General features: G+C 45.3%; 21 protein-coding genes and 2 pseudogenes. 4 read left to right on the forward strand and 19 right to left on the reverse strand.

All coding sequences use genetic code 11. From position 1 onward, the window contains the following. The first annotated feature begins 62 nt into the window (after positions 1-62). Entirely contained in the window at positions 63-2,393 is a 2,331-nt protein-coding gene (locus tag KJS65_RS08075) for a helix-turn-helix domain-containing protein (RefSeq protein WP_213649358.1), read from the forward strand. 162 nt (positions 2,394-2,555) lie between these two features. Here KJS65_RS08075 and KJS65_RS29795 read toward each other — a convergent pair. The 4 genes and pseudogenes from KJS65_RS29795 to KJS65_RS08090 form a co-directional block, all read right to left on the reverse strand. Then, positions 2,556-2,814, reverse strand: a pseudogene (locus KJS65_RS29795) (tetratricopeptide repeat protein); the annotation flags it as partial. 44 nt (positions 2,815-2,858) lie between these two features. Continuing rightward, complete coding sequence (locus KJS65_RS08080; RefSeq protein WP_213649359.1) at positions 2,859-3,413, reverse strand: P-loop nucleotide/nucleoside kinase family protein; 555 nt, start codon at positions 3,411-3,413, stop codon at positions 2,859-2,861. Positions 3,414-3,663: 250 nt separating this feature from the next. Then, positions 3,664-4,167, reverse strand: a complete 504-nt coding sequence (locus KJS65_RS08085) for a GNAT family N-acetyltransferase (RefSeq protein WP_213649360.1) — start codon at positions 4,165-4,167, stop codon at positions 3,664-3,666. 132 nt (positions 4,168-4,299) lie between these two features. Further along, a complete protein-coding gene (locus tag KJS65_RS08090; RefSeq protein WP_213649361.1) occupies positions 4,300-4,509 on the reverse strand; it encodes a hypothetical protein in 210 nt (69 codons plus the stop codon). Positions 4,510-4,740: 231 nt separating this feature from the next. Here KJS65_RS08090 and KJS65_RS08095 point away from each other — a divergent pair, with 231 nt between their 5' ends. Both KJS65_RS08095 and KJS65_RS08100 read left to right on the forward strand, forming a co-directional pair. Then, positions 4,741-5,214, forward strand: coding sequence for a MerR family transcriptional regulator (locus KJS65_RS08095; protein WP_213649362.1), 474 nt, complete (start codon positions 4,741-4,743; stop codon positions 5,212-5,214). Then, the gene (locus KJS65_RS08100; protein ID WP_213649363.1) at positions 5,198-5,602 is read left to right on the forward strand and encodes a hypothetical protein; all 405 of its coding nucleotides are present in this window, start codon (positions 5,198-5,200) and stop codon (positions 5,600-5,602) included. Before KJS65_RS08095 ends, KJS65_RS08100 begins: the two co-directional genes overlap by 17 nt. 242 nt (positions 5,603-5,844) lie before the next feature. On the opposite strand, the gene KJS65_RS08105 is transcribed toward KJS65_RS08100, so the two are convergent. The 11 genes and pseudogenes from KJS65_RS08105 to KJS65_RS08155 form a co-directional block, all read right to left on the reverse strand. Beyond that, positions 5,845-6,762: an AraC family transcriptional regulator gene (locus KJS65_RS08105; protein WP_213649364.1), complete on the reverse strand. Its 918-nt coding sequence runs from the start codon at positions 6,760-6,762 to the stop codon at positions 5,845-5,847. 245 nt (positions 6,763-7,007) lie between these two features. Then, entirely contained in the window at positions 7,008-7,337 is a 330-nt protein-coding gene (locus tag KJS65_RS08110) for a hypothetical protein (RefSeq protein ID WP_213649365.1), read from the reverse strand. 403 nt (positions 7,338-7,740) lie between these two features. Next, positions 7,741-8,991 carry an MFS transporter gene (locus KJS65_RS08115; RefSeq protein ID WP_213649366.1) on the reverse strand — a complete coding sequence of 417 codons (1,251 nt, stop codon included), beginning with the start codon at positions 8,989-8,991 and terminating at the stop codon, positions 7,741-7,743. 184 nt (positions 8,992-9,175) lie between these two features. Beyond that, positions 9,176-9,535: pseudogene (locus tag KJS65_RS08120) on the reverse strand (NAD(P)H-dependent oxidoreductase); the annotation flags it as partial. 170 nt (positions 9,536-9,705) lie between these two features. Beyond that, on the reverse strand, positions 9,706-10,329 hold the full coding sequence (locus tag KJS65_RS08125) for a flavin reductase family protein (RefSeq protein WP_213649367.1): 624 nt from the start codon (positions 10,327-10,329) through the stop codon (positions 9,706-9,708). Between the two features lie 257 nt (positions 10,330-10,586). Continuing rightward, positions 10,587-11,087: a GNAT family N-acetyltransferase gene (locus KJS65_RS08130; protein WP_374706143.1), complete on the reverse strand. Its 501-nt coding sequence runs from the start codon at positions 11,085-11,087 to the stop codon at positions 10,587-10,589. 26 nt (positions 11,088-11,113) lie between these two features. Continuing rightward, positions 11,114-11,569 (reverse strand): MarR family winged helix-turn-helix transcriptional regulator, encoded by a 456-nt coding sequence (locus KJS65_RS08135; RefSeq protein ID WP_213649368.1) that lies wholly within the window; start codon positions 11,567-11,569, stop codon positions 11,114-11,116. Between the two features lie 162 nt (positions 11,570-11,731). Continuing rightward, complete coding sequence (locus KJS65_RS08140; RefSeq protein ID WP_213649369.1) at positions 11,732-12,385, reverse strand: glycosyltransferase; 654 nt, start codon at positions 12,383-12,385, stop codon at positions 11,732-11,734. 187 nt (positions 12,386-12,572) lie between these two features. Then, the gene (locus KJS65_RS08145) at positions 12,573-13,781 is read right to left on the reverse strand and encodes an MFS transporter (protein WP_213649370.1); all 1,209 of its coding nucleotides are present in this window, start codon (positions 13,779-13,781) and stop codon (positions 12,573-12,575) included. A gap of 104 nt (positions 13,782-13,885) precedes the next feature. Beyond that, complete coding sequence (locus KJS65_RS08150) at positions 13,886-14,479, reverse strand: TetR/AcrR family transcriptional regulator (RefSeq protein WP_213649371.1); 594 nt, start codon at positions 14,477-14,479, stop codon at positions 13,886-13,888. A gap of 243 nt (positions 14,480-14,722) precedes the next feature. Beyond that, positions 14,723-16,012 (reverse strand): Gfo/Idh/MocA family protein, encoded by a 1,290-nt coding sequence (locus tag KJS65_RS08155; RefSeq protein ID WP_213649372.1) that lies wholly within the window; start codon positions 16,010-16,012, stop codon positions 14,723-14,725. Between the two features lie 129 nt (positions 16,013-16,141). Between KJS65_RS08155 and KJS65_RS08160 the strand changes: the two genes are divergently transcribed. Then, positions 16,142-17,008 carry an AraC family transcriptional regulator gene (locus KJS65_RS08160; protein WP_213649373.1) on the forward strand — a complete coding sequence of 289 codons (867 nt, stop codon included), beginning with the start codon at positions 16,142-16,144 and terminating at the stop codon, positions 17,006-17,008. 328 nt (positions 17,009-17,336) lie between these two features. Here KJS65_RS08160 and KJS65_RS08165 read toward each other — a convergent pair whose 3' ends face one another. The 4 genes from KJS65_RS08165 to KJS65_RS08180 all read right to left on the reverse strand — a co-directional run bounded on the left by KJS65_RS08165 (position 17,337) and on the right by KJS65_RS08180 (position 20,900). Beyond that, the gene (locus tag KJS65_RS08165) at positions 17,337-17,735 is read right to left on the reverse strand and encodes a hypothetical protein (protein WP_213649374.1); all 399 of its coding nucleotides are present in this window, start codon (positions 17,733-17,735) and stop codon (positions 17,337-17,339) included. 282 nt (positions 17,736-18,017) lie between these two features. Beyond that, entirely contained in the window at positions 18,018-19,199 is a 1,182-nt protein-coding gene (locus KJS65_RS08170) for a trans-sulfuration enzyme family protein (protein WP_244864431.1), read from the reverse strand. 19 nt (positions 19,200-19,218) lie between these two features. Beyond that, positions 19,219-20,022 (reverse strand): carbohydrate ABC transporter permease, encoded by an 804-nt coding sequence (locus KJS65_RS08175; protein ID WP_244864432.1) that lies wholly within the window; start codon positions 20,020-20,022, stop codon positions 19,219-19,221. Then, positions 20,022-20,900, reverse strand: a complete 879-nt coding sequence (locus KJS65_RS08180) for a carbohydrate ABC transporter permease (RefSeq protein WP_213649375.1) — start codon at positions 20,898-20,900, stop codon at positions 20,022-20,024. The genes KJS65_RS08175 and KJS65_RS08180 overlap by 1 nt, the downstream gene beginning before the upstream one ends. Between the last annotated feature and the right edge of the window lie 52 nt (positions 20,901-20,952).

Raw genomic sequence — 20,952 nt, forward strand, 5'->3', positions numbered from 1 at the left:
ATATTTGTAAGCGCTGCCACGCCCGAAGTTAAGGGGGGATTGCCGTGAGGGGACTTTTGGCTATGAAGAATAATTCCATGTTCGTAAAACTGCTCTTATCCATGACCGCCATTGCTCTAATCACTGTTGTTCTCATTTCATCAGTCACTTACATGATATCTGCAAATAACAGTGTTCGTAACTCCATCGGATACAATGAATCCGTCTTGGCTCAGCAGCAGGAGCTGATTCAAAAGGAGCTGACCACCATTAGAAATGCAGCCAACAGTCTGCTAATGGCTCAATCCTACTTGTACCAGACCATAGGAGGTAAGCTCTCCGTAAGTTCATTAATCGATTTATCCGCGCTTGTGGAAGAGCAAAAAAAGCTCAGTCCCTACATCGATTCCATTTATTTGTACTATGCCCCGCTCGAGCTTGTCCTGACATCACGTCCGGAGGTAAAGACTTCTCCTATATTGAGCTTTGCCGATCAATCCTGGCTGGATACTTTAAATCAAGATACGGGATCTCGTACGGTGTGGTTAACCGGAAGGCAGAATGGTTTTGCTCCGGATCATCCTGCGACCTCCCTGCTTCAGAAGATGCCACTGATCGGCCATGTGGATGGCGCCATCGTCATTAATTTGAATCTGGATCGACTCTTTGCCGACTACTTAAGTCATTACAAGAGCAAAAAAGGCACCATCATGGTGATCGGTCCGCAAGGTGAACTTCTCTATTCCGATGCTCCTGACGGAGAAACGCTCCTTCAGCAATTGGATGCAGAACAGATCACACCCGACAGCGGCTACTATATCGGCGACTCCGATCAGATCGTGACCTACACGACATCGAATATGACAGGCTGGCGATTCGTCGATATCACCGAGCGATCCGTCCTTCTGCAAGGCATGAACGGTATTAAAATCATCGTTTGGACCGTCGCCATCCTATACATTACGGTTGCTGTTGCGATTTCCTATTATTTATCGAGAAGATTATATCGCCCGCTTCAAAGCGTGATTTCCTATATCGTGAGCTCTGAAGAATCCGAACGGCGCGACAAATCCGGCGCCCCAAGACGTACTGACGAAGCTGGCTATATCCGTCATTCATTTGAGCAGATGACACGACACCACGATATCTTAATGAAAGAGAAGCGAAAAGTGGATGAACTCCTCATCGGCAACCGTACGGCCATTAAGGAAAAGTATTTGAACGATTTAATCCATGGCGCCGGTCGGGAAGAACCTGTTAGCGGACCCGACCATGCGGCAGAGCTGCTTGGATTAAAGCTTGATTTCGATCGTTATGCCATCCTGATCCTCGAACTGGAAGAGCATGATCCGATGATGGGAACGGAGGATATATTCCATTCCCATCTGCTCCAGTACGGTCTGATGGAAGAACTGGGAGAAGATATCGACGGAGAAATCTTTGTCAAAGACAGCAGGCATACGGTCATCCTCCTCTCCTTACAACCGGATGCCGATGATACCTTTCCGATGGAACAAGCCCGGAGTCTCAAACTATATTTTCACAGTCGTTACGGTATCTCCGTGACCATCGCTGTCAGTCGCGTTCACTTCGGAGAGCCATCCGTGCGTGCGGCTTACAACGAGACTCAGGAGGCATTAAATATGAAAATATACATTGGTAAGGGCGAAATTCTGCCTTATTCTATTCTGGATGAATGGAAATCGGAAGAAGGTTCCTACTATTATCCTTATGAACTTGAGACGAAGCTGCAGCAATCCCTTTTGCAGACGGATAAAGAGGAATGTACCGCTGTGATCCGATCCATCACCCGGGAGGTGCTGGACCAAAGGTTGGGTAGAGCCAATATTCACCAGCTGTATGTGCAATTAAGCGGCGAGCTGGTTAAAACACTCGTTCAGACCGGCGGTGAGGTGACCGCTGTTTTCGGCGAAAAATCATCCTATACCGAAGCTTTGGCGCGCGCGGAAACTGTACAGGATATGGAGGAATGCGTCTTAACGATGTGCAGTAAGATCATTGACTACCATCGAGAGAAACGCTCTAAAATGACGGATGTGACGCTTCAGCTCGCCACGGAATACATGGACAACAATTTCAACAACAATATATCCGTGGATAGTGTGGCGGAACATGTAAAACGCAGCACGTCCTACTTGGGACGCATCTTCAAGGAGTCCAAGGGCATGACCGTCAATGATTATCTCATCCAGCTTCGCATTAAGCGAGCCATGGAGCTGTTGAAGCAGACAGACGTCTCCGTGGAGGAGATTTGCCGGGAGATCGGGTACGCGAACGTCAGCTATTTCAACAAAATCTTCAAAGCCAGAACGGGACTTACCCCGGGACAATTCCGGCACCAACAGGCGGCGGAACAACGCCTGGCCCAGGGACAGGGTCCAAAAACATCCTAATTCGGTCAATTTCGGGTTTGCATCCTCACACGTTATTACCTCTGTTTATAGAATTGAATTACTGCCCAATGAGAAATGGTTAATGGTTATCCGACTCATTGGGCCGTGTATTGATCTTTTAATGAGAATGGAGGTTTCCCCGTGAAGAAGCCTCATATCACTTTAATTCCTTATCTGATCCAATGTATCTGAGTAAAATAAAATTGCCTTTCTATTGCTCTGAATCCCCTCATCGTTACTTGTTTCTGCTAGTTGCTTCAATAATATTGACATGGCTTCATCATACATCCCTAATGTTCTATATGTACTTCCAAGTCCAAATAATGCACCTTGTCTTTCTTCTCCCTTTAATCCATTCTAGAGATTTATAAGGCACTGCTTCACTTTCTAATCCTAGAACGTCATGAATCCGAACACACTGTTATTGGGTCAGCGTCTTCATTGGACCTCCTAAACTCAGTTTGATTACGCTTTTGTTTCTATGATAATTTCCCCTTCTCCAGAAGGTATTTCAAAACCCTCCAGGAATGAAGATAATATTTCTTCAGTTATTGTAAATGCTGCATTTGCATCGAATCTCTGACTCCGAATACGAAGTCGTTCACGTAATTCATTAGGATGAACTTTCAAATATATAAGTTTCCACAATCCTCCTCCAACTTCAATTAACTTCTTATATTCATTTCGTCTCTTTCGTTGCCAAAAACTGAAATCGACAACCACATTACGCTTTTCATTCAAAAGATTGACTAGTTCATTACGCAACTTTAACTCGGCTTCAACTTTTAATTGCTCGTACATTTCAATTGGGTAGTCAATTCCGTAACGACCATGCGTAGCCCATATTTCTTCATCAATGGAAAGACGTACAAAACCTCTCTTCTCTAATCTTTGAGCAAATGTTGTTTTTCCGGATCCTGCTACTCCACACATCATGGCTACTAATGGAACGGAAACATCTGCTTGGTTAATAAAATCATCTATTTCAAAATCGTCATGCAACTTATATTCTCCTTTCATCTTCTTCCTTCGCTTCCTTGAAATCCTTCTGTCGGACCGAGGAGTATGCCCGATGCGTGAATATAATGTTAAGTGATGTCATCGAGCCCTTTTGTCTCTGCACTTACAAGCTTTTAAGCTCCGGATTTTAAAAACTCTTTGTTGTTTTTCTACTTGCACCTTCGTTTTTTCTTCCGGTTGATATTTGTTCAGAATACTTTTCGTTTTTCGATGATTTCACTTAACGTTGCCCCGCACCGATTGAATCCCCCTATCTCACTCCATTATTAAAAATATATCCTTGGCCTTTCCAATCTTCCGTTTCTACATCAAGCAATTCAAAGTTACCCTTCGTATATTCCTCAATAACTCCCTTCCAAAAGGATTTAGAAGGACCATTATTTCCATGCTGGAGAACTTCCCAGTGTCCTCTAAACATATCAAATATCTTAATTGCTGCCTTCTTACCATTTCCCCTTCTCCGATACTTTCTCATGATAAAAAATTCAGCGATAGATTTCGCTTTATCATCCTTATGTAAGTAGCTATGGCTATTAATCAAAACAAACCCTGCATAATTATTATCGATCTTCACGAAAAAAGGATATCTGTTTTCATCAGTCCAATAATGGTCGAGATACTTATATCCATAGACTCCATAATCATTGACATCTTGATCATTATATTCACTAAAATCGTATTCATATAATTCGATCAATTGTCTTAGTATAGACTTTTGATCCTCTTGAACCTTGATGACATCAACCTGCTGCATGGTCTAAATCTCCCTTCATTATTGAAAAGCTCTAGCAGAATCAACGTAGTCTATTGTTCCATGTTTTCTTATATACTCAAATACTCTGTCTTTTTTATTATATCGTAGAACGATTTATTCTCTTTTGTCTCATTAATATTCCAGTTTATAAACGACCTCACCATCTATCACTCGACCATCTTCATCAAATCCCAATTTTTCATATAAAACACATTCCGGGAAAGCCTTGGCCTGTGCGAGTGAAAACAAATTTTTCGCTACAAATTCACTTTGTTCATCAGCTACGCTCAACTTAATGACATCAAAAAAATTGCTTCGGTCTATTTCCTTAAATGCTATCATAAATACTCGCCCCTATTTTCATGAAGTTAATCTTGGAGAAAATACTCTCTGTTAACTGATCTCTCCGACATTTTGAGCTGCTTTCAAATTACGCTATTATTCAAGCCCTTAAATGGAATTGTATCCCATTCTCTTTCCTATTTCACTACTTCTCATAAATAGGTTTTGTTAAACTGTGTTGTTAAAAAAACAAGTTGACATCGGAGTTTACTCCAATGTTATTGTGAATGTATGGAAAAACAATATTCTATAAAAGAGGTTTCACGGATACTTGGTATCCCGAAGGATACGCTGCGGTACTATGACCGTATTGGAATCGTATCGCCGTCCCGGGGACACAATTCTTATCGCAGGTATTCTAGGGACGACATCGTCGATTTAATGAATATTCAAATCATGCAGTATGCGGACTTTTCTCTAGAAGAAATCAAGGGGAAGTTTCAGTTCCACAGAATGCAGAGTGTAGATCCTGCTTATTGCCAGGAGGTCGCTGAGTTCCTTGATGTCAAAAAAGCAGAAACACGCAAGAAAATCGCACATCTTGAAAAGGTCAGTCAGTTGCTTGACGTAGCCGTTAAAACGCTAAGGGACTTTAATTTTGAAAGTGACCAGCGGCTGGCAGTGTTCGTTCGGGAGATTTACCGGGATCTTCACAAGAAGGAACCTGAAATAACTAAGGAGGATTGTGATGGAAATCAAAATTAAGAATTATTATTGTTTGATAGCCGGCGTTCTTGCGATACTTTTTGCCGCTACGCATGCATGGAACGGGCAATCCGCTGTACTGCCGACGCTCTTAGTGAAGGATATAGCCTTGGATACACGGATAACATTCACGTATGTCTGGCACATTATTACCGCTGAGAATCTGGTTTTCGGCATAGTATTCATTTTCCTGTCATTTCAAAGCGAGAAATCGAAGATCCGGTTTGCTGCGTGGATGATTGTGTCACTTCTGCTCGTTCGTCTGATGGTCATTCTCGGTGTAACCGCAATATATGATGCTTCGGCACTTACGAATACGTTAATCGATTCGATTGCTATTTTAATCTATACTGCTTTTATTATACTGGGCACAAGAATTAAGAAATAATCGTAAGTAGGTCAACCATCCCTAACCAGCAGGAAGGTTTAAAGTACTAAACTGCGTTGCGCAGCCAGTGATTTGCAACACGCTAAAGGGTAACGAAAGTTCAGAATAAACCGCCTCATGTGGCGGTTTATTCTATTAGTCGCAAATCAACAATCAAGGAAAACAGAGCATATAAATAAAATTCAATTCGGATTTAGACATCGGCACAATCCAAACAAACTAAATGGCGAGCGAACTTGTGTTTATCCTATTTGCTTTTCCTCAATTCGGAACCATAACTCACAATACTCATAACCTTCTTTATTTGTACAATACATTTCAAAATTGCCGCCGTCTAGAATATTAAAATTTGATGTTTGTAGCCATTCAGAAAATACCCGATTTTTTAATGAGCGCAAATCGTAATTGCCACTGCCATTCTCATCACTTAATGTTGAAAATACGGCCCAGGTAGATGCTGGAACATTAACAACAGTATATCCAGTGACCCCGCTGTCCTCCGATTTGTAACACCCGATAAGATAAGGAAACGTGGTATTACTTGTGAATTTGTAGGAATCGAATGCAAAAACAGCTCCAAGCTCCTTGCTGAAATTACCTTCGCGCCACCAATCCCCTATTACCGACTGGCGTAATCTGTCAAACTCGCCATTCTTGCTAATGTTTTGCCAAACCTCCGGTATAGATACGCCCTGCGGGTTCGCAATATTATCGTAAGTGTATATATCCTCTAACCCAAAAATTTGAAAAGCATCCCGTTTCTCAATACGATAATTCATCTCGGCAACTCCTTTTAATATCATTTGGAAGGAGATGCGTGGATAGGCTTTTAACTGACTTTCTGCATTGCGCGCTGATGTGGGAGTCAATCCATGCAGATTTTGAAATGCTCGCGAAAATGATTCCGGCGTTTCATATCCATATTTCAAGGCTATATCAGTCACTTTATTCTGTCTGTTTTTTAGATCAAAGGCGGCAAGGGTAAGCCTTCTGCGTCTGATATATTCTGATAAAGATACTCCAAGTACAAATGAAAACATGCGTTGAAATTGATAAACAGAACATAGAGCAATTCTAGCAATCTGTTCATAATCAATATTATTTCCTAAGTTGTCTTCAATATAGTCAATAGCGTGGTTCATACGTTGAAGCCAATCCACGGCAACCCCTCCTTTCAAAAGGAGCATATCATGTGGTAGATCAAGTCGCCTGATTTTTTATGCAGTAAAATATCAGATGATTTAAAATTCCCACTTTGTAATAGTTCTTTAATTATTTTGAATTATCCTGCCCGCTACTTGATCAATAGGAGCAGCTGCCGCATGCAAACTACACCACATTTCTATCACATAAACTAAAAGTTATTTTCCTTATTCGCTTCTTCCCCACATGCCTTTGATAACGATTATGCCCGAACTAAAAAGCCCTTGATAACAATTTGATAAAAAACACCAGAACGATCACTAAACTCAATAACCCAACCCACTTCACGTACTGTTTCCGGTAAGCGGCTATGATTGACTCGGTCAGCGTCACAGCTGTCATGCTCCACAGAGCAGCTTCGGTAATCGGATACAAAAAAACAAACCATAAGAGCGAAGCGGCTGCCGCATGGGTAACAATGCTTCCAATCAACAAGAACAATAATGGGAACAACTTTGCTTTCGTGGATTTTCGGGTCCGGTAAGCCCATGCCATATAACATCCGATGCTCCTGATAAGCTTTTTGCAGCAAAGTGGCCTTCCTTGTGTAAATCGATCTCATGCGCTAGTGGTTGGAATTGCTATTGGAGTTGTTTGCTGCACATGACGACCGGACGGACGAGCTGATCGCTGCCGCTTCGAGGTACGGCGAATTCATGGGACTGCCTCTGCTGTCGGTGGACATACAGGTGAAAACATCATGTTGTACCTTTAAAAGTTGCTGTCCGATACGGATCAACACTCCCCTCCTATCGTCTTCTTTTGGATCGATACGAACCCTTTCCCTATGGTACACATAACAAAAAAGCCGCAATTGATGCGGCTTTCAATGTCTGGATGATTTCGCTCGACCTTTATGTGGATTAACGATCTCCTGGGAATGCAGAAGTACCGACGACTTTACGCGGCCGGTCAATTTTATAGATTTCGTGAAATTATGTCTCTTGTGCAGTAAGTACGTTATCCGGCGCTTTTTGGTTCATGATCGGTACCATGACCAGTGCACCTAGAAGAAACAATAATCCTGCCCCGCTATAGATCGTACTAAGCGAAAAAGCGTCTTTTAATGCACCTGCGAAGGACATGGAAATGACCATCATGCCCACGAACATCGGATTCAAGACCCCATTCACCCGGCCGACAATGGAAGCATGCGACCATTTCAGAATCATGGTACTGATTCCAATATGAATGCAAGGGAAAACTAGCCCGTTCAGGAATTGGACGGTCAATGTGACCGGAACGCTTGTCGAATACCCGACTATAGCTGTACAGACTGCTCCTGCCAGCATTCCTATGGCAAGAAGAATCTGCGGCGGTACCCGCTTCGCGAAGACGGCTACGATCCCGCCACCAATCAGCATTGCTGCGCCGTTCACCATAAGCAGATACTGCAGGAATTCCTCGCTCTTGCCCAGCCTCTCCGTTACGATAAACAGGTTGAGAGCTTGGGCTACGCCAACGGCGAGTCCCGCGAGAACAAACGCAAGTCCGAGCATCCGCAGCACTTGGCTTTTCCAAACAAAGCGGAAGCCTTCAACGAAATCTTTGCGGAATTGCCCTCTTACAGCAACCGTTTGAGATTCCATATGATCTTCTGGCAAGCGAATAAGAACAAGAGCCGAGAGCAGGAAAACCACCCCCATGACAGCGATCGATGTTTCAAGGCCGAACGTGCTGTACACGAAGGTGCCAAGCATAGGGCCAAGCACCATGAAGATAGCCATCAGTGATTGGAACAGAGCCATCCCCTGCTGCAGCTGTTGTTCTGGCACGTGATACTTAAACAACCGCATACTAGAAGGCTGCGAGAACTGCGAAAGAATAGCCGAGATGAACGCGACAAGGTAAACGGATTCCCAAGAACCATAATGTAGGGTCAGAAGGACCACGAATACCGATACCGCGGATAATAAATCGCACCAGATCATCGTTCGCTTTGGCCGCCAGCGGTCGGCAAATGTTCCACCAATGAACGAAAAAACAAAAATAGGCGCGAATTCTGCCACGCTGATTAACGAAATGGCGTAGGGATCATTGTTTGTTCTGTCGGCAACATACAGAAGAATCGCGAAATTGCGTACCCAGATGCCGATCTGCAGGAGCACGCTTGATAATAAAATCGTCTGCAGGAATTGATTGCGAAGCAAGCCTGATGCATTTGTGCTTTTTTCGGGCCTATTCAAACTTTCAACCTCCACTTTGTTTAATAAAGAATGCCATTCTTAGTAAAGATTCTCCACTCCCTTCCATAATTCATTATACTCAATGTTCCATCGTTCACCTCCTTCTTAAGACTGAAATAGCGGAATCAAAATGACTAAACAAGCAATGCTCGCCACGAGCATTGCTTGTTTTATTGGATACAGATTATCGGGTTATTGCGCTAAAACAGCGATACACCCGCTTCAATTTCTGTTCGTGCCTGCCTTTCTGGCTCTCCATGCTTCCAAATTCAAAAAACTTCACTTTTCGGATGCCCACATATTGAAGCAATGCTTTCCTCATCAGAATTTTATGTGCGTTGCCCAACCAGTACAAAAGATAGAATGGCGGTCCTTTCATGGTGGAAATGCATACTGCGGATTTGCCTTTCAAGAGTCCCTCCGGCAACAGCTTTCCATTGTCCCGATAGGCAAAATTCGAGGCAAACATCTGGTCAATATACCCCAGAAGCATCGCGGGAGGTCTTCCCCACCAAATGGGATATACGAATACTATTTTGTCCGCTGTCGTTCATGTTACCATTTTCCCTTTACTTCATGACGGAGACGGATCGGACCCGCGCAAAGATCATGGCCAGGCGATCAAAAACAGCGTTAGACCAAGACTTTTCATTTCAAGTCCTGATCTAACGCTGTTTCCTTTTAAGTTTTCGGGCATCCAGCCTAGAACCCAACCTATTGGGCGGAACCGGGTCCGAATACCGGCGCTAACCGCGAGTCGGTCAGCTGCTCGGACAAGCCGAAATATTGGCAGAAATTCATGATCATCGGATTCCATTTCGAAGGGTCGATGTATTGCGTTTGGCCGTCCATAAGCAGACGGTCTTCGATGTGGACCCTTTCTATCCGGACCTCCAAGGCAACCAGCGAGCCGGGTTCTTCAAAGACATGAAGCTTCGTTAACTTGGCTTCCAGGTGGACGGGGCATTCGAGGACGCGCGGCGCTTGAACGATTTCGGACAGAAGCGGAGTCAATTGCGCGGCTCCGAATTTATCCTTTTCATATGTATAACCCCTCTTGGCTTTAGACTCTGGGACGGGATTGCTGCCAGTTAACAACGTTAATCGCTCTATGGCCGGCACCAGGTCGATCGACGGGAGGTTAAGGACGCACTCGCCTTCCCGGACCAAGTTTTGAACGGTCTTCGACCTGCTGCTCATCCCAAGCATGCACGATTGATTCAGCCACCAGGCCGAAGACATCGGTGCGAGGTTTGGCGTACCGTCCTCGTTGAGTGTACTGATCAGCACGACCGAGCTTCCGAAGTATAGTATTTTGGGTTCGATAACTTTATGCATTGCGGATTCACTTCTCCCTTACGAACGATTTGTATGTACTGTACCACAAACTTTTTCTAGGAAGCCCGAATACGGAATAAGACCGCAAGATTCCCATATTTTAGACAGGTGCAGGAACCTGACTTCGGTTGCAAAACAAAAAAATACCGCGATGATTCGCGGTATCTTGTCGTGGGCGCTATTCAATTCGTCGGAACGCTCAAGGCGTCTAGGCTATGATTGGTGCTCCTGATATCTAAACGATTTACACCAGAGTTTTAGTCAAAACATAATCGATTTGTTCTTCGTCGCCCATATAAAAAGAGTGTTGTCCCGTGCGGACAAAGCCCAATTTGGCGTAAAAATCGAGCGCGTTCCCGTTCTTCTCCCAAACGCCAAGCCATATAGTCTTTTTGTTTAGTTTTGATGGCTATTTCCAGTGCTTGGTTGATCAGATGTTTTCCAAGACCTTTTCTTTGGAATTTGTCCCTGATATAAATCCTCTCGATTTCGAGCGAATCCTGCCCCATTTCCTCGGTCTGAGCATCATCTACGTTGACCTTTAAATATCCGGCGGGCTCATCATGGATCCGGATGAAATAGAATTCCGACGAGCCATGGGACATTTCCTTCTCCAACTGTTTCGGATGAAAGGCTTTGTCCAGGTAGGCTCTCATGCTTTCGGGTGAATTCTCGTCCTTGAATGTATTGCGAAAAGTTTCGATGCTGATCTCCTGGAGGACAGGCAAATCTTCCAGGCTGCACTTTGTAATATTCATAAAAATCGATAGCTCCTTTTTTTGGTTCAATAGACTCTTTTGTTCCCCTTTTTGACGGATTCCCAATCCGCTTCCACGTTTTTTCTCACTCTTTGCAGATAATGAAGCATGACATCGGCTTCGCTATCGGAAAATCCCGCTAAGGCTACACGATTCGAATGATCGTGCTCTCTTGCAATAATGGGATACACTTCGTTCCCCTTTTCCGTCGGAAAGAGTCTTTTTATTTTTTTGTTGCGTTCATCATCCCGTTTTTCGATAAAGCCATGCATTTCGAGCTTTTGTATGGCGCGAGCTGCGGTCGTACGGTCTACTTTAATCCTTTCGGCCAACTTTTCTTGAATGATGCCCGGGTGTTCGCATATTCGTACAAGGTACAGATACTGCCCTTTGGTCAGGTCGTATTCTTTGAATTCGATATTGCTGATCGAATCCAAAACCCGGGCAATCATTCCGATTTCGCGTAGGATTTCCGTCTTCATTTCGGCGCCGCTCCTTTCTCATCCTAACTACAATCTTCAATTCATCATATTCTAATTATGTTGCATTTGCAACATAATTAGAATAAATTAAAAAGCTTTTACAGCTGCCTTTTGGGCAACTACAAAAGCTCTCATCGGTAGCGCAGAACCGCTGCGCCCCGTTTAAAACTTATTGGGGAACTGTTTGACAATGCCTTCCGTCAAGATATCGGCAAAATGAATCATGTGGATTTCATTTTTGTCGGTTGCTGCAATATCCGCTTTCCAATCTCCTTTGAGACAGTCCAGAACGATTTCCTTAATCAATTGGAGGTGTTCATACAGCATGTCCTGCAGTACCTTAAATTGCCAGTTTGGATTCGCTGAGCTTAAAAATTTGGAGATATCGTCGGCGTTTCTATGCCAATCGGCATCCAACTTTTCCACATCCGCCTGATTACCCGCTTTGGCAGCATCCACAATCTTCCCTGCGATCAGAATATGCTCTCTCAGAAGATCAGCCAGCTTATTGCCTGCGGCATCTCCGTAATAAGGTTTGATTACATTACCTATGTCCTGTTGATTCCGCAAAAGCCGGTCTAAGACATCTTTCTGATCCGGACGATTAGAGATAGCGCTGACAATATAGCTTCTCGTCCATATCGTATGGTCAATCCAAACCTTCTGCATATCGACTTTCAATTGCACCATTTTTGGGCTTAGGCAAACTGAAGCTTTCTTTTCGCCTACCTTCGCTTGTCCGGATGCAACCGCATGCGTCATACTAAAAACGAGCGCCAAGGTTAAAGGCAACGCCAGCAACCATTTGTTGTTCATAATCATCTGCTCCTCTATACATTTGGAATAAAATAGGCTGTCTTATTATGGCTAAAATATCCGATTTTATCCGATTTTCACAAATTTGAATTAATAATCATAATGAAAAACCCTCCAGACCTGCTGCGGTCTGAGAGGGTTTTTCATTATTCATGCCTGCTTCCATTCATAATTTCAATGTTAATGATCATCGAAGTGACCTTGTCTCAAGCTCATATTGTGTTTCTTTAGACTTGAAAGAGATCAGGAATCCTAACATTAATACGACGCTCGCCATCACGTAAGGATAATTTACATTCAAGTCAAACAGTGCTCCCGCAATAATGGGACCAATAATGTTTCCGAGGCTGGTGAAGGCCGAATTCAGACCTGCGACATAGCCCTGCTGCTCGTTGGCGAACTTGGACATTTGGGTTCCAATGGCCGGACGCAGAATGTCCATCGCCAGAAACAGGACAAAAGTTACCGCAACTATGAGCCAAAACGTATGCACCAGCAGCGTTAAAAGAATAAAGAGGACGGACACCAGAATGCTGACAGTAATGATTCTCTTCTCGCCGAAACGATTAATGATCCAGCCGAAGATTGTTATCTGCACGACAGCTCCACAGACCGAACCGAACGTAATGATGAACGCGATATCCTTCGGGGTAAAACCGAATTTGTGATCGACAAACAGACCGAACACCGTTTCAAAGTTCGCTAGTCCAAAAGAAGCAACGAACACGACGATCAAACTGATAAAATAAGGCGCCCGGTAAGCGGCGGTTAACTGACCCAGCAATCCGGCTTGAACCGGCTGTGCTGTCCCCTCCTCTTTGGTATGGCCCTCCTTCTTCACTTCGCGCAAAAACAGTGCGGAAACCGCCATCGCAAGCAAGCCACCGACGGAGGCAGCGTAGAAAGGAACCCGTATGCCGTATTCGGCAAGGTAACCGCCGATCCCCGGCCCAATGATAAAGCCCGTGGTGATGGCTGCATTGATGAATCCCATCCCTTTGCCCCGTTCTTCCTCACTGGTGACATCGGCCGTATAAGCCATTACGGCAGGCATGACCAGGGCGGCGCTCACCCCTCCCAACAGTCTAGCCAGAAACAATAAAGGCAGCGAGCTGGCGGCGCCAAACATCCATTCCGAAATGGCAAACAGCAGCAACCCGGACAAAATGACCTTTTTGCGGCCAATCGAATCGGATAGACGTCCGGCGATCGGCGAGAATACGAGCTGCGTAATCGAAAAGGCCGCAACCAGCAGGCCGAGTATGCTCCCATTTATATGAAGCAAGTTCATGTAACTGGGCATGATCGGTATGATCAGCCCGATCCCCGTGAAAATAATGAAGTTGTTAAGCATGAGAAGCAGTATTGCTCCCCGGTTTCTAAGCAGTAGCGACATACAAGAAAGCCTCCATAAAATTCTGCATTAATTCTGAACATTCGTTATGTATTTTGTCCCGGAATAACGTAGACGGATTTTTTGCACTCCGTTGCCTGCTTTCTTTATTCTTCCGCTACGCCATTTAAAAATACAGTGACAGCATCTCGATAAAGTATAGTCGTCTTATCAGGCGCCAAGCTTCGCGATAGATGATTTGCACCGAAAAAGATGGCTTCCAATACGACAGCAAGGCTCTCGGCATCACCTGGCTTAAATTCGCCGCTCTCGATTCCTTCCTGCAGCAGCTTTTGATTAAACGCCAAATGCTTGGCGTTCATCTCGGCCATTCTGGATTCGACCTCAGACGTCTTCTCCTCGTTATGAAAAAATTCATCGGCTGCCTTCGTGAGCGGATGGTTCAAATCATCGATCGCCAGTTGTTCGGCTACGGCGTAAAGCTTCTCGGTGGTTGTGCTATACAAATGCTCGCTTTGTTCCCAATTCAATTCCCATTCGCGGTCCCATTCTTCAATTAAAAAAAGAAACAGGCCCTCTTTGCTTTTGAAGTGGTAATAGATATTGCCTTTGCTGCTCCCGGTGGCGCCTACGATATCTTCGATCGAAGTCGCTTTATAGCCCTTTTGGACAAATAGCGCACGAGCAGCTAATGCGATTTTCTTTTTGGTTTGCTCGCTCTGAAGCTGTTTCTGATTCATAACGTCACTCCAATCCATCATCTATACCGAACGTTCAGTCAGTATTGTAGCATGTTGTTATTTATATGGCAACCCGGTCTTCTATATAAAGAGAAAAGTGTATAAACCGGCTGCAACAGATATGCAGCCGGTTATGTTTGACTCGGATCAAGTGGAATTTAACGATCGCTCCCCGATGGTCTAGTACTGGAGAATGATCTATTCATAATACCAAAAACATAACGATTATTGTTCCCCACCTATTCAAGTTAATCGCACCAGTTTATCGACTTTAACGGCACGCCCCGTACTAATCGATTGGTTCGCAGCGATACCTGTCAATATGGAACGCGCACCATCAACGTGATTGGCCGCGCGCTGGAAACGGTCTGGGACCGGTACGCCAAAAATATCGTTCAGCAGCACCGGATCTCCACCGCCGTGTCCTCCTGCGCCCTCTTCAAAAATTGCCTTGTACGGATCGCCAAACATCGGAAATACCAGAATGTTGACTCCCTTGACCGCTCCCTCAAGTGCCTTGTCACCTCCGGAATTGACATAAGATTGCTCGATGACAGTCATTTCAATCCGCCCCTTGGTGCCATTGAACGCAATTCGATAACCCTCCCATGGCATATAAGCATTCAGCGAATAGGTCAGAAGCGCTTTATTCTTGTATCGTACAAGGACACTCATCGTATCCTCGATCGAAATGCCGTCTCCAAATACACTTTGATCACGGCGGTACCCGTCTTCAGCTTCCGCATCGAGATACATCGCCTTCAGATGCTCATTGCGATCCAGAAACAGTGCAAAGGGGTCGTCGTTGGCGTTCGGATTGCCCGTTGCTCGGTCATAAAATGTGGTAACCCCCCGCTGTTCCGCATTCTCCCGTCCGTAAAAGAGCAGGTCGCCCATGGCGAATACCGTTTCCGGCTGGGAATCAATCCAGAAATTCACTAGATCGAAATGATGCGTTGACTTATGTACAAGAAGTCCTCCACTGTTACGTTTGTCCCGGTGCCATCTCCGAAAATAGTCGGCACCATGCTGCGTATTCAGAAGCCATTCAAAATGAACCGAGGTAACGTCGCCAATCGTGCCGTCCGCGATCAATTCACGCGCCTTGGTATGATGCGGTGCATAGCGATAATTAAAGGTTACGCGAACATTTCTTCCGGTCCGCTCTACCGCGTCGATAATATCCTGGCATTTTGCCGCGTCGATCGTCATCGGTTTTTCAGTGATCACATCGCAGCCCATCTCCAGAGCGCGAATAATGTAACGGTGATGTGTTCGGTCCACGCTGGTGACAATGACAAAGTCAGGCTTCTCCGCCTCAATCATTTCATCAAATGCATCACTTTTATAGGTGCGCACCGCAGGGTAATCGTACTTGTTCATAAGCAGCTTGTTGGCATAATCCATGCGGGTCTGATTGACATCGCAAAAAGCCAGCAGCTCGGAGGAATCCCTGAACGTTTTGGCGATAGCCCCATAGAAAAATTCAGCTCTTCCACCTGCGCCAACCTGCACATATGTTTTCTTGTTCATGGCTACAACTCTCCTTATTTGATGATTTCCAGTAAAAGAGTAACGCAATATCAGCATAATGTCTCCGCAATATATGCTACTATGGATAAAACCCCGCAAATTTTGTGCCATGGAGGGAAGAAAAAGCAAATGACTCTAAACCACGAACTTCGTTACGGAAGTGCGCAGCATCCTTTTCATCTGGAATACAACCGGCGTAAAGGGCATTTCTCAATGGCGACGGATCATATCCACAGACACTGCGAGCTGTACTATCTGTTCGGAGGTGAACGATATTTCTTCATCAAAGACCGCATTTATCCGGTCCGTTCCGGCGACCTGGTTTTTGTGCCCAGCAATGAAGTGCATAGAACCTCGGATACCGGCGTGCCCAATCATGAGCGTGTCGTGCTTTATTTCAACATGGAATACTTTGAGCAGATGGTCGAAGAAGAGGCCGAACTGCTTCTGGCTCCGTTTCTACGCAGCAATCGCGTACTACATCTGGCAGAGGCGGATAAGCTGCGGATCGAGCAGTTATTATACGAAATGCTTCGTGAAATTCAGGATCAATCCCCTGGATATGAGCTTGCCGTGCGCCATGCTGCGGCTTTGACCCTATTATTCGCAGCACGAGAGGTGCTGCATCCCAAACACGCATCCTCTGAGGAGGCCGTCTCCCCCGCTGCGGCCAGAATAACGGAAATTGCTCGCTTCATCTCGGAGCATTATCAGGAACCGCTAACCCTGGGAAGCCTCAGTGAACGTTTTTATCTCAGTCCCAGCCACCTCAGTCGTACGTTCAAAAAATATACCGGTTTTGGATTGATCGAATATATCGGCATTACCCGGACCAAAGAAGCCCAGCGGCTGCTCCGTGAAACCGACGAACGCATCACCGTGATTTCGGAATTGTCCGGCTTCGAGAACTTTTCGCATTTTGAGAAGGTATTCAAGTCGTTTAGCCGGATGTCGCCACGAAGCTATCGCTCCGGATTTCACCGAAAAAAAACCTAATCCATTGCTCATAATCCTTAGCGCATGCAATCTGAAAAATTGATGACCAATACTCCCAAGACATGACCACTAGTCCCTTACAGCCAATAAACCATTTAAATGAAAATCCCATCAATGAATTTCATCGATGGGATGTATAAATGCTAATATAAGATATTTTGCTGGTGTTTCCATACCTGAAGCCCCGCTCCGATCATGCCGCCTAGATTCCCTTGATATGCAAACTCGATTCGAACGCTTCTAGCAGCGATGCCATGGCTCCTTACATAACTTCATCCTTAAGCTTGGATAGCAGATTCAAAAGGCATGCAGGAATTCGTGGTCACACCTATGAATCAGGTTGATACGTGCAAACTAAATCTGCCGATTTCCATTCGTATCGAAGCTTTAATTCGTCTTCGCTGCGGTTGGCGGCCATCATGAAAGGATCAGCTTTAGGCTCATGCAACATAACCCGGATATTATTTCCTTCATTCTCATATTCGCCGATCCAAATTTTTGTGTTATTGCCCGTTGTCTCATGAACGGAAATAGGGCTCCTGTTGGAAGTAGGATTGTTCAAAAATTTTACACTGGAAAAGCAAGCTGGAGATTGGGAATCGGTGACAAGACTCCAGTTTCCTTTCAGGTCCAAATTTGCGGTTTTCGTTTTTTTTGCATCATAACACCCAGCCAGCAAGGAAACAGCAAATAATGCAGCTATCGTTCCAGCTACTGTGCTTTTCATCAAAAACCTCCCATTGTGTTTTATTTCCATTGAACAATGATCGACTTAATTTGTCAAACTCATTTCGGTATCAGGAATCAGGACGTTAACTCCGTTTTTTCAGCTGTTGTGGACGACGGAAACATGATGTTGGTTGCATGAGTACGGATCTCGCTTCTGTGTCAAAGCGAATTTCATACCGTGTTAACAACTGATTCACATATTGACCAAACGCAAAGACGAGGGCGATCCGCCATAATGACGCTTGAGCCGCCCTCATTTTAGTAAGGCTATAATCTGCGGCTATACCTCGCCCCATGCCCGATCTAAATCGGCAATTAAATCCTTCGGATTTTCCAATCCGACGTAAAGCCTCACAACGGAAGGTTTCCGGTCATCCTTGTCAGTTTCCAGGGAGTTGATCGTGATCAGACTTTCAAAGCCCCCCCAGCTGACGCCGATTTTGAAAAAACGCAGCTGGTTGGCCCATTCCTTTAATTTGGCTACCGGTTCATACGAGATAAATGAAAATAAGCTGCTGCTGCCGGACAGCTGACGCTGGCCAAGCTCGTATTGCGGATGAGAAGGCAGACCCGGGTGGTTCATCCGGGCGACGTAGCCTTGTTTGGAAAGATGTTCGGCAACGATAAGCCCGCTCTCTTCATGCCGTTGCATCCGCAAAGGGAGCGTCCGCAGCCCTTTGGATATCAGGGCAGCTGTCTGTGGTGCCATGATCCCGCCAAGCAGCATATATTCCGTATACCCGATCCGGTTCATTAGCAGCTTGGAGCCTAATACGGCACCACCGATACAATCACTATGTCCGCCTATATATTTGGTCAGGGAATGAACAACCAAATCAATTCCGAAGGCAAGGGGATTCTGAAAACAAGGAGTCGCCCACGTATTGTCGATGATACTGATCGCTCCAATGCTGCGGGCAAGCTCCGCGCACTGCCGCAAGTCCTGCTGTTGAAACAACATGGAGGTCGGGCTCTCCAGATAAAATACCTTGGTGTTCGGCTGAACTGCATCCTGCCAATGATCGATGGAACTGCCATCAATGAATGTGGTTTCCACATGGAACCTTGCCAGGTACGAACCGAGAAATTCACGGGTCGGACCATATGCTTGCCGAACGCATATAATGTGGTCCCCCTCCTCTACTACCGACAGGATCGCCGAGGTAATGGCGGCCATGCCTGAGGCAAAGCACTTGGCGGATTCAGCCTGTTCCAAGTCAGCCAGCTTCCGTTCCAAATGCTGCACTGTAGGATTGTTGCCCCGTGAATACACATGGTGGCTCAGAAGCTCCCTTCCGGCTTCCTCGAACTGCTCGTAGCTCTCGAAAGCAAACAAGCTGTTCTGGTAAATAGGCACATGAATTGCGCCATGATGCCGGCCATCCAGTAGATCATATGCCGCTTGTGTAAATTGTTGCTCTCGTTTTTCATCCTTCATGGCCTGGTTCAACGGTTCACTCATCCTTTTTCCGCTCCTTGTGTCAGCCCTTCTGCATGAACTTTTGCGCAAAGGCAAATATAAGAACTGTCGGTATAATGGATAGAACAGCTCCGGCGGACATCGCTCCCCAATCGACGTCAAATTTTAGAATAAAGGAGTTCATCGCTACCGGCAGCGTCTTCAAGGAATCATTGTCAATGAACATGACCGCCAGAAACAGCTCATTCCAATTCTGCACGAATGCGAAAATAAAACTGGAAGCGATTCCCGGAAGCATGACAGGAATGATGATCCGCAGCAAGGCTGACCACCTGGAGCATCCGTCGATCATGGCCGCTTCCTCCAAGCTGGCGGGTATCCGCTGAAAAAAACCGCGCAGCATAATCGTCGTAAATGGAATAAGCGTTACCGTATACATGAGAATGAGAGACATGCGGTTATTGATCAGGTTCATGCTGCTCATCATGAGATACAAGGGCGCAAGTGCGACAAAACCCGGCAGCATCTGAGTGGCGATGAAAGCCATCATGATCTGTTTATGTCCTCGAAACGTAAACCGGGCCATAACATATGCGCTTAACGTGGCGATGACAAGTACGATAAGTGCAGAGACAATGGAGACCAGCAAGCTGTTTCCGATATAAATATGAAACTTCGAAATTTTAAAAATATGAATGTAATTGTCCAGTGTCATATGCTCCGGCCAGTATTTCAGCGGAAATGAGAAGATTTCCTTTTGCGGCTTGAGCGAGGTGATGAGTATCCAGTACAAGGGGAAAATCATAATCAGCAGATAAAGTGCCAGATAAATGATTTTACCCGATCGGAAAATGTTCTTTTTCATCAGAACTCACCTGCCTTCTCTGCTTTCGTAACCGACAGGAAGAAGATCGTGTACAGCAGCAGAATGACAATCATGATGATACCAATGGCGGAAGCAGCCCCATAATCTCCTCCGTAAATAATATGTTCCAGCATCAAGGAGGACAAAATATGCGTACTGCCTGCCGGACCCCCATTGGTCAATCCGTAAATTAACGAAGGATCATTAAATATCCAGATCGCCCTCAGCATCAAAGTCGAGATAATCGTCGGCTTGATATAGGGCAGCGTAATATTCCACAGCCTGCGCACTCCCCCTGCGCCGTCCATTTCCGCGGCTTCATACAGCTCAGAGGGGACGGATTGCAGGGCAGCCAGCAGCATGATTGCGAAAAATGCTACGCCGTACCATACATTCGCAATAATTACGGACATCATCGCCCACTTTTGCTCCGACAAAAAACCGATTCGTTCTTGAATGAAACCGAAGCGGAGCAGCAAATCGTTGATGACGCCAATCTGGGAATTGAACATCCACTTCCAAATCATCCCGATCAGAAAACCAGAGAGCGCCCAAGAATAAAAAACCAGGCCTTGATAGATCCCTCGTCCTCTGAATTTTTTTTTCAGCATCAGCGCAAGGGTCAAGCCAAATAGGAATTGAAGAATAAGGGAACAGAACACCCAGTAGGCGCTATTTTGCAAAGCCATAATAAATTTGGGATCTTGAAAGGCATTTTTAAAGTTATCTATTCCGATAAAATGAACATGGCTTAAATTAAACAGCTTGTATTCCTGAAAAGCCATAATAATGCCGCGGAGGAAAGGATAATACGTAAAGACCAGCACAAGGAGCAAGGCGGGAATTAATCCCGTAAGTATGATTTTCCGATTATTCATATTAGCACCGCCTTAAATATAAAGGGCGAGAGGCGGCAGTCCCGCCCCTCAC

The organism is Paenibacillus sp. J23TS9 (genome assembly GCF_018403225.1).
Taxonomy (GTDB): Bacteria; Bacillota; Bacilli; order Paenibacillales; family Paenibacillaceae; genus Paenibacillus_AQ.

Coding starts and splice junctions, on each gene's coding strand:
- KJS65_RS08075 (WP_213649358.1), top strand. CDS start 63: ATGAAGAATAATTCCATGTTCGTAAAACTGCTCTTATCCATGACCGCC.
- KJS65_RS08080 (WP_213649359.1), bottom strand. CDS start 3,413: ATGAAAGGAGAATATAAGTTGCATGACGATTTTGAAATAGATGATTTT.
- KJS65_RS08085 (WP_213649360.1), bottom strand. CDS start 4,167: ATGCAGCAGGTTGATGTCATCAAGGTTCAAGAGGATCAAAAGTCTATA.
- KJS65_RS08090 (WP_213649361.1), bottom strand. CDS start 4,509: ATGATAGCATTTAAGGAAATAGACCGAAGCAATTTTTTTGATGTCATT.
- KJS65_RS08095 (WP_213649362.1), top strand. CDS start 4,741: ATGGAAAAACAATATTCTATAAAAGAGGTTTCACGGATACTTGGTATC.
- KJS65_RS08100 (WP_213649363.1), top strand. CDS start 5,198: ATGGAAATCAAAATTAAGAATTATTATTGTTTGATAGCCGGCGTTCTT.
- KJS65_RS08125 (WP_213649367.1), bottom strand. CDS start 10,329: ATGCATAAAGTTATCGAACCCAAAATACTATACTTCGGAAGCTCGGTC.
- KJS65_RS08130 (WP_374706143.1), bottom strand. CDS start 11,087: ATGAATATTACAAAGTGCAGCCTGGAAGATTTGCCTGTCCTCCAGGAG.
- KJS65_RS08135 (WP_213649368.1), bottom strand. CDS start 11,569: ATGAAGACGGAAATCCTACGCGAAATCGGAATGATTGCCCGGGTTTTG.
- KJS65_RS08140 (WP_213649369.1), bottom strand. CDS start 12,385: ATGAACAACAAATGGTTGCTGGCGTTGCCTTTAACCTTGGCGCTCGTT.
- KJS65_RS08145 (WP_213649370.1), bottom strand. CDS start 13,781: ATGTCGCTACTGCTTAGAAACCGGGGAGCAATACTGCTTCTCATGCTT.
- KJS65_RS08150 (WP_213649371.1), bottom strand. CDS start 14,479: ATGAATCAGAAACAGCTTCAGAGCGAGCAAACCAAAAAGAAAATCGCA.
- KJS65_RS08155 (WP_213649372.1), bottom strand. CDS start 16,012: ATGAACAAGAAAACATATGTGCAGGTTGGCGCAGGTGGAAGAGCTGAA.
- KJS65_RS08160 (WP_213649373.1), top strand. CDS start 16,142: ATGACTCTAAACCACGAACTTCGTTACGGAAGTGCGCAGCATCCTTTT.
- KJS65_RS08165 (WP_213649374.1), bottom strand. CDS start 17,735: ATGAAAAGCACAGTAGCTGGAACGATAGCTGCATTATTTGCTGTTTCC.
- KJS65_RS08170 (WP_244864431.1), bottom strand. CDS start 19,199: ATGAGTGAACCGTTGAACCAGGCCATGAAGGATGAAAAACGAGAGCAA.
- KJS65_RS08175 (WP_244864432.1), bottom strand. CDS start 20,022: ATGAAAAAGAACATTTTCCGATCGGGTAAAATCATTTATCTGGCACTT.
- KJS65_RS08180 (WP_213649375.1), bottom strand. CDS start 20,900: ATGAATAATCGGAAAATCATACTTACGGGATTAATTCCCGCCTTGCTC.